5 protein-coding genes, 1 tRNA gene and 2 rRNA genes are annotated in these 6000 nt (G+C 49.6%); 3 read left to right on the top strand and 5 right to left on the bottom strand.

The genetic code is table 11. From position 1 onward, the window contains the following. Nucleotides 1-148: 148 nt before the first annotated feature. The 3 genes from ACIDEJ_RS05560 (at nucleotide 149) to ACIDEJ_RS05570 (ending at nucleotide 3739) form a co-directional block, all read left to right on the top strand. Nucleotides 149-823 carry a response regulator gene (locus tag ACIDEJ_RS05560; protein ID WP_411987093.1) on the top strand — a complete coding sequence of 225 codons (675 nt, stop codon included), beginning with the start codon at nucleotides 149-151 and terminating at the stop codon, nucleotides 821-823. Beyond that, a complete protein-coding gene (locus ACIDEJ_RS05565) occupies nucleotides 814-2163 on the top strand; it encodes an ATP-binding protein (protein ID WP_411987094.1) in 1350 nt (449 codons plus the stop codon). Before ACIDEJ_RS05560 ends, ACIDEJ_RS05565 begins: the two co-directional genes overlap by 10 nt. 319 nt (nucleotides 2164-2482) lie before the next feature. After that, nucleotides 2483-3739 (top strand): HD-GYP domain-containing protein, encoded by a 1257-nt coding sequence (locus tag ACIDEJ_RS05570; RefSeq protein WP_411987095.1) that lies wholly within the window; start codon nucleotides 2483-2485, stop codon nucleotides 3737-3739. A 141-nt stretch (nucleotides 3740-3880) separates the two neighbouring features. Here ACIDEJ_RS05570 and corA read toward each other — a convergent pair whose 3' ends face one another. From corA to ACIDEJ_RS05595, 5 genes are all read right to left on the bottom strand, one after another. Beyond that, on the bottom strand, nucleotides 3881-4828 hold the full coding sequence (corA, locus tag ACIDEJ_RS05575; RefSeq protein WP_411987096.1) for a magnesium/cobalt transporter CorA: 948 nt from the start codon (nucleotides 4826-4828) through the stop codon (nucleotides 3881-3883). A 105-nt stretch (nucleotides 4829-4933) separates the two neighbouring features. Beyond that, nucleotides 4934-5293: a hypothetical protein gene (locus tag ACIDEJ_RS05580; RefSeq protein ID WP_411987097.1), complete on the bottom strand. Its 360-nt coding sequence runs from the start codon at nucleotides 5291-5293 to the stop codon at nucleotides 4934-4936. Nucleotides 5294-5465: 172 nt separating this feature from the next. Then, a 5S ribosomal RNA gene (rrf, locus tag ACIDEJ_RS05585) occupies nucleotides 5466-5581 on the bottom strand. Between the two features lie 98 nt (nucleotides 5582-5679). After that, nucleotides 5680-5755: transfer RNA gene (locus ACIDEJ_RS05590), tRNA-Val, on the bottom strand. Between the two features lie 135 nt (nucleotides 5756-5890). Continuing rightward, a 23S ribosomal RNA gene (locus tag ACIDEJ_RS05595) occupies nucleotides 5891-6000 on the bottom strand; the annotation flags it as partial.

Genomic DNA, 6000 nt, shown 5'->3' on the forward strand with positions numbered 1-6000 from the left:
CACTTGCCCGTAAGCTCGTGGCACGTCCCGCCAGCGCTCACTATTGCGTCAGGCGGTGTTAAGTAATTTCCCATTACACTGACAGGCATTGGCATTCGCCAGTGTTACGCATACACTGGCATCAGATGTAGTTAATGGAATGAATCTTATGAGAATACTGGTAGTTGAGGATGATCCGTTACTGTCTCACCACCTTAAAGTGCAGTTGAGCGAACTGGGAAATCAGGTGCAGGTTGCCGGCACCGCCAAAGAGGGGTTCTACCAGGCCACCAATTATCCCATTGATGTGGCCATCATCGATTTGGGGTTGCCGGATCAAGATGGCATTTCACTCATCAAGCAGTTACGGGATGCCGACATGAAGGCGCCCATTTTAATCCTCACCGCCCGGGTAAACTGGCAGGACAAAGTGCAAGGGCTAAATGCCGGCGCCGATGATTACCTGGTAAAACCCTTTCAGAAAGAGGAGCTGGTGGCCAGACTGGACGCACTGGTGCGCCGCAGCGCCGGTTTTGTACAGCCGGTGATCCACAGCGGTGAGCTGTCGCTGGATTTGGCGGCAAAACAGGTGAGAATGGGTGAAGAGCTGATGGATATTACCGCCTTTGAGTACCAGATCCTGGAATACCTGATGCGCCATAATCATGAGGTGGTTGCCAAACAGCGGCTGCTGGACGTGATTTATGCCGATAAGGAAGGCGATCCCAATACCATTGAGGTAATGGTCAGCCGCCTGCGCAAAAAACTCACCCGGGACGGCATTGAAAATCCCATCATCACCATTCGCGGTCAGGGCTATAAGTTCAATCTGCCATGCCACTAAAAATCAAACCGAAAAAACGCCTGCTCACCCGGATATTTTTAACCTCACTCTCGATTATTGCGTTAGTGGGGTTCGGGCTGGCATGGATGGTCAACACCCTGCATGTGCAAAACAGCTATAACGAGGAAACGGCCCAGCTAATTGCCGAAATTCCCCAAGTGGCCGCAGAGCTCAGGGAGCATGATCTTATCCCCGACACCAGTGCCTGGCTGGAAGAAAACAATAAACAGGAACGTTATGTCATGGCATCGTGCGATGCCAACTTTAAACAGGTATGGACATCCTCTCTGGCGGTGGACCGGGGCCTGTTTGACATCTGCGAACGCTTCGATGAAATTCGCGGTGGAGTCCCCCCCTACTATCTCAACACGGCAGATAAGCGCAGCTATTTTGCCTATTTGCTATCCGTGGACATTGCCAGCATCCATTACAATCTGCTGGTGCTTAAAGACGCTGAAAAAATAGAACGGGAAACCAGCAAATTTGCCAAACGCACTTATATCCGGCTGGCGCTGGTATTAACGCTGGCGCTGCTACTGCTTATCAGTGCCGCCTATTGGGGCATGCAGCCCCTGGCCAGAATGCGCACGGAACTGCAGGCCATTATCAAGGGAAAAGACAAAGCCTTGTCAGGCGGATATCCGGTAGAACTTGAAGGCGTGACCCAAGCGCTCAACCAACTGTTAAGGCAGTCCAGTGCCCAGCAGCAACGCTACCAAAACGCCATGAACGATTTGGCCCACAGCCTGAAAACCCGCCTGGCCGCAGTGCATGCCATTACCGATGATCCCACCCTTGAGCGACAAGCCATCTGCGAGAAAATCATGGATCAGGTCAGCCAGATGGACTTGCTGGTCAAATATCAGCTCAAACGGGCCATGCTGGGGCGCAAAGGGCTGAAACAGATCAAGACCCCGGTCAACCCCATTGTGGAGCAGTTGTCCCAAATGCTGTTCAAGGTTTATCAGGATAAACAGGTGCAATTCACGGCCATGCTGGCTGACAATCTCACCTTCCCCGGCGATGAGGGGGATTTGATGGAGCTGTGTGGCAACCTGATGGAAAACGCCTTTCGCTTGTGCATTTCACAAGTGCGCATCAGCGCCAAACTCGATAAAGACGGCTTTGAATTAATCGTTGAAGATGACGGCCCCGGTGTTGAAGACAGCCTGAAACAGAAAATCATTGAGCGCGGCGTACGGGCCGACACCCAGTCGCCGGGGCAAGGCATAGGCTTAGCCGTGTGCAGTGAAATTGTCAGCAGTTATGGCGGCACCCTGAGCATAGAGGACTCACCGCTGGAAGGCGCAAGATTCCGCATCCAGATCCCGCTCAATTAATCGTGCCGTACCGACTCGCATCAATTGGCGGGCAAGTGGCTTGATGTCGCCTTAAGCGGACAAAAGCGGCATTGCTGATACTTGATCAATGCCACGGCAGCATGAAGGAGCCTCATGACATAATGCCGCCAAGCCGTAACGCCTGGTGGCATTTTTTATAAGGCTCTCGAAACGCAATGTGTGATGGCTTCATGATAATAGCATTCGCCATTTTGCATCACAGCGGTCAAGATGTTGTCATCACCGCATACACATTTTTCGATTATTATCCTCAAGATTCAGCACCAGGTATTAGACAGATAAAACAAGTAGTTGTCATATGGAAAAAAGCCGTTATGTACCGGTCCACCTGCTGCAGGTAGGAAATTACGTGCGATTACCCCTCTCGTGGAAAGATCACCCCTTTTTATTCAGCAGCTTTAAATTGAAAGCCGCCGCCCAGATAGAGATGCTTAAAAAACTGGGGATCAATGAGTTGTATGTGGATCTGGATCGCAGCGATACGCCCCCCCTTACGGAAGCGCCAACAACACCACCCGTTGCTGAAACAGAGCAAGATTTAACACAGCTGCAAGCCCATATGGCTCAGTGTAAAAAAGAGCGCATCGAAATACAGCAACGCATGCGCCGGGAGCTTCAAAAAACCGAAAGCCACTTTTCCCGGTCGTTGGCACGCATGCGCAACCTAGTGGGAAAACTGCAAAAGCGCCCGTTGAATGCCATTGATGAAGCCAAAGAGCTGATTGCCGATATTACCCAGGAGTTACTGGCCTCAGATAATCTGGTACTGCACCTGATGTCAGATCAGGAAAAAGGTCATGATCTTTATTTTCACTCACTGAACATTACCGTATTGTCCATGTTGCTGGCCAAGGAGCTGCAATGGGGCAACTCTGAAATCCAGGCCGTGGGCTTGGGCGCCTTGTTGCATGATATCGGCAAACTGAAATTGCCCAGCCAAATCCTGCGCAAACAAACCCCATTCACTAAACCGGAGCAGAACCTTTATAACCACCATCCGATACTGAGCCATAACTTTTTGAAACTGGTGCCGGACTTTCCCGTTATCGCCGCAGAGGTGGTGATAAATCACCATGAACACCTTGATGGCAGCGGCACACCAAGAGGCCTGAATGCCGAGCAGCTCAGTGATGCCGCACAACTGGTCGCGGTGGTTAACTATTATGACACCCTGTGCCATCCAAACCGGCAATATCCGGCAAAAACACCTTATGCTGCCTTGAGTTACCTTTACAAACATTCCAAGGGAAAATTCAATCAAGGCTACGTGGCCAAGATGATTAAAATGCTTGGGATCTATCCGCCCGGCTCCATTGTGGAGTTGTCATCCGGGCAATTTGGCTTGGTGATGTCGGTTAACCTGCAAAATATCCTGCTCCCCAGCATCCTGATCTACGATCCGCTTGTTCCCAAAGAGCAGGCTCCCATTGTGGAGCTTGAAAGCGAAGAGCTGCGTATCGAGCGCTGCGTAACCCCTGCGGCCTTGCCCGACAACATCTATAAATACCTCAATCCCCGTGAGCGGATAAGCTACTATTTTGGCCACCGGGAATGATGGTGAACGACAAAAAATCACGCTCACTAAAATTAAAGCCCCTTTGGCAGCAATACTGCAAAAGGGGCTTTAATTGGCATTGCCGTGCTTAAGGCAAAATGAGCGGTATTGCTCAAGGCCATAGCTTGATGGCCTCAAAATTCAGAGCCAGCCTTTGCGCCGGAAAAACAGATAGGTGGATACGGCACTGGCCAGCATCAGGATAATGGCAATGGGATAGCCCACCGACCAGTCAAGCTCCGGCATGTGTTTAAAGTTCATGCCGTAACTGCTGGCAATCAGTGTGGGCGGCAGGAACACCACGGCGGCCACCGAGAAGATTTTAATGATCTTGTTCTGTTGCAAGCCACTAAAGCCCATGGCCGCATCCAGCAGGAAGTTCAACTTGTCGAAGATAAACTGGCTATGGGGCATCAGTGATTCAATGTCCGACAACATCTCACGCATATCCTTAAGCTCATCTTCACTGAGCTCACGGCGATAATATTTCTGCATGTAACGTAATGAGCGCTGGGTATCAAGCAAACTCAAGCGGATTTTCCCGTTGGAGTCTTCCTGCAAGGTGATCATCTTGAACACATCATCCAGCTCGGTGCTCTCAAACACCTGACCGCTGACGTTTTCCAGTACGGTATAAACATCTTCAATAAGGTCGGATAAATACTCAACCTTGAGATTGAAAAGCTCCAGAAACAGACTCTGTGGCGTAAAGACCTTAATTCGCCCCAGGCGCAAATAGTTACGCAACAAGCGAATCAAACCCACGTCTTCTTCACGAATGGTCAGCAAGAAATTGCTGCGCAGGTTAAAAGACACGTTCACGCCGCGCACATCCTGCCCGACCCGCTGAGGAAACAGCGAGTTGATATGCAAGCCGTCACTGTTTTGATAGAAACGCGCAGAAGCTTCAATCTCGTTGATATCCTCTTCATCCGGCACTTCTTCAACAGAAAACTGTGCTAACCAGTCCCTTTCATTATCATCCGGTCGGAATAAATCCAGCCACAGCGTATCTTCGGGAATACTGTCATCAGGTGAAAGCTCTACAATTTTAAGCTGTTGATGCTGGTAGATATAGGCGGTAATCATGTGCCCCTCCTGAAGAACTTGCTGGCCGAAAAATCACATCGGCAAAAAATGCAGCTAGTTTACCCGATAACTGACGGATGAAAAATATCATCAGCGCAGACTGCTTTACTTATCGTCAATGACTAACCGTTCATCACGTGACAAACGGATGCGAATTCCGTCCACGGTGACCAATTCATTGGCGGTAATATCTTTTTTTCTCACCTGATACACATCCCGGCGAGCTTCCGTTGGCGAAACCAGGGTAACCGTCACCACGGTATAGCCATCAAACCATTGCCACGCAATAAACCCGGCGCCCAGCGACAACAACACGCCAATGATGACAGAAAACAAATAATTACGGACTTTATTCGTCGATGGTTCATTATACTGTTTAAAATTGACATTAGTGTTGCGTTTTGCTGCCAACATCCGCCAAGCAACAATCATCACAAGCGCAGTCAACAGCAGTTTGGTCAGCATAAAACACTCCGGCGGAACCTGTTGTTAATCATCCTGACTATTGTACAAAATTAATAACAATAACAGTGCGATATCACACAGAAAAATAACGGGCCAACTGTAAAGCCAAGCAGCAATGGTAACATAACGCAAAAAGGCCACCCATTGGGTGGCCTTTTTGACTTTAATAGGCGTCTGGCGATGACCTACTCTCACATGGGGAGACCCCACACTACCATCGGCGCGATTGTGTTTCACTTCTGAGTTCGGGATGGGATCAGGTGGGACCACAATGCTATTGTCACCAGACAAATTTTTACAGGTTATGTCCGTCTGACGGCATTGTCTAGCAATCCCTGCGTCATTAACCTTTGTTCTTCAATTCAGAAAGCTGTTCGCTGTGATAATGGTGGTCGCTACTGGGTTCGAACCAGTGACCCCCTGCTTGTAAGGCAGGTGCTCTCCCAGCTGAGCTAAGCGACCTTATCTCTTTCTCTAGTAGCTGTTCTCTACTTCAATCAAGTCTTGCTATTCTTTCAAGGCTTTGCGCGACCTCCAAGGAGGGAGGAAGTGCTAGAAAACATCTGGAATGTTTTCAGTAAAACCCATCTGGGTTGTATGGTTAAGCCTCTCGAGTCATTAGTACAGGTTAGCTAAACGCCTCACAACGCTTACACACCCTGCCTATCTACGTCCTGGTCTCGAACGGCTCTTCTGTGGACTCTAGG

This window comes from Shewanella mytili, from assembly GCF_046765975.1.
GTDB lineage: Bacteria > Pseudomonadota > Gammaproteobacteria > Enterobacterales > Shewanellaceae > Shewanella > Shewanella mytili.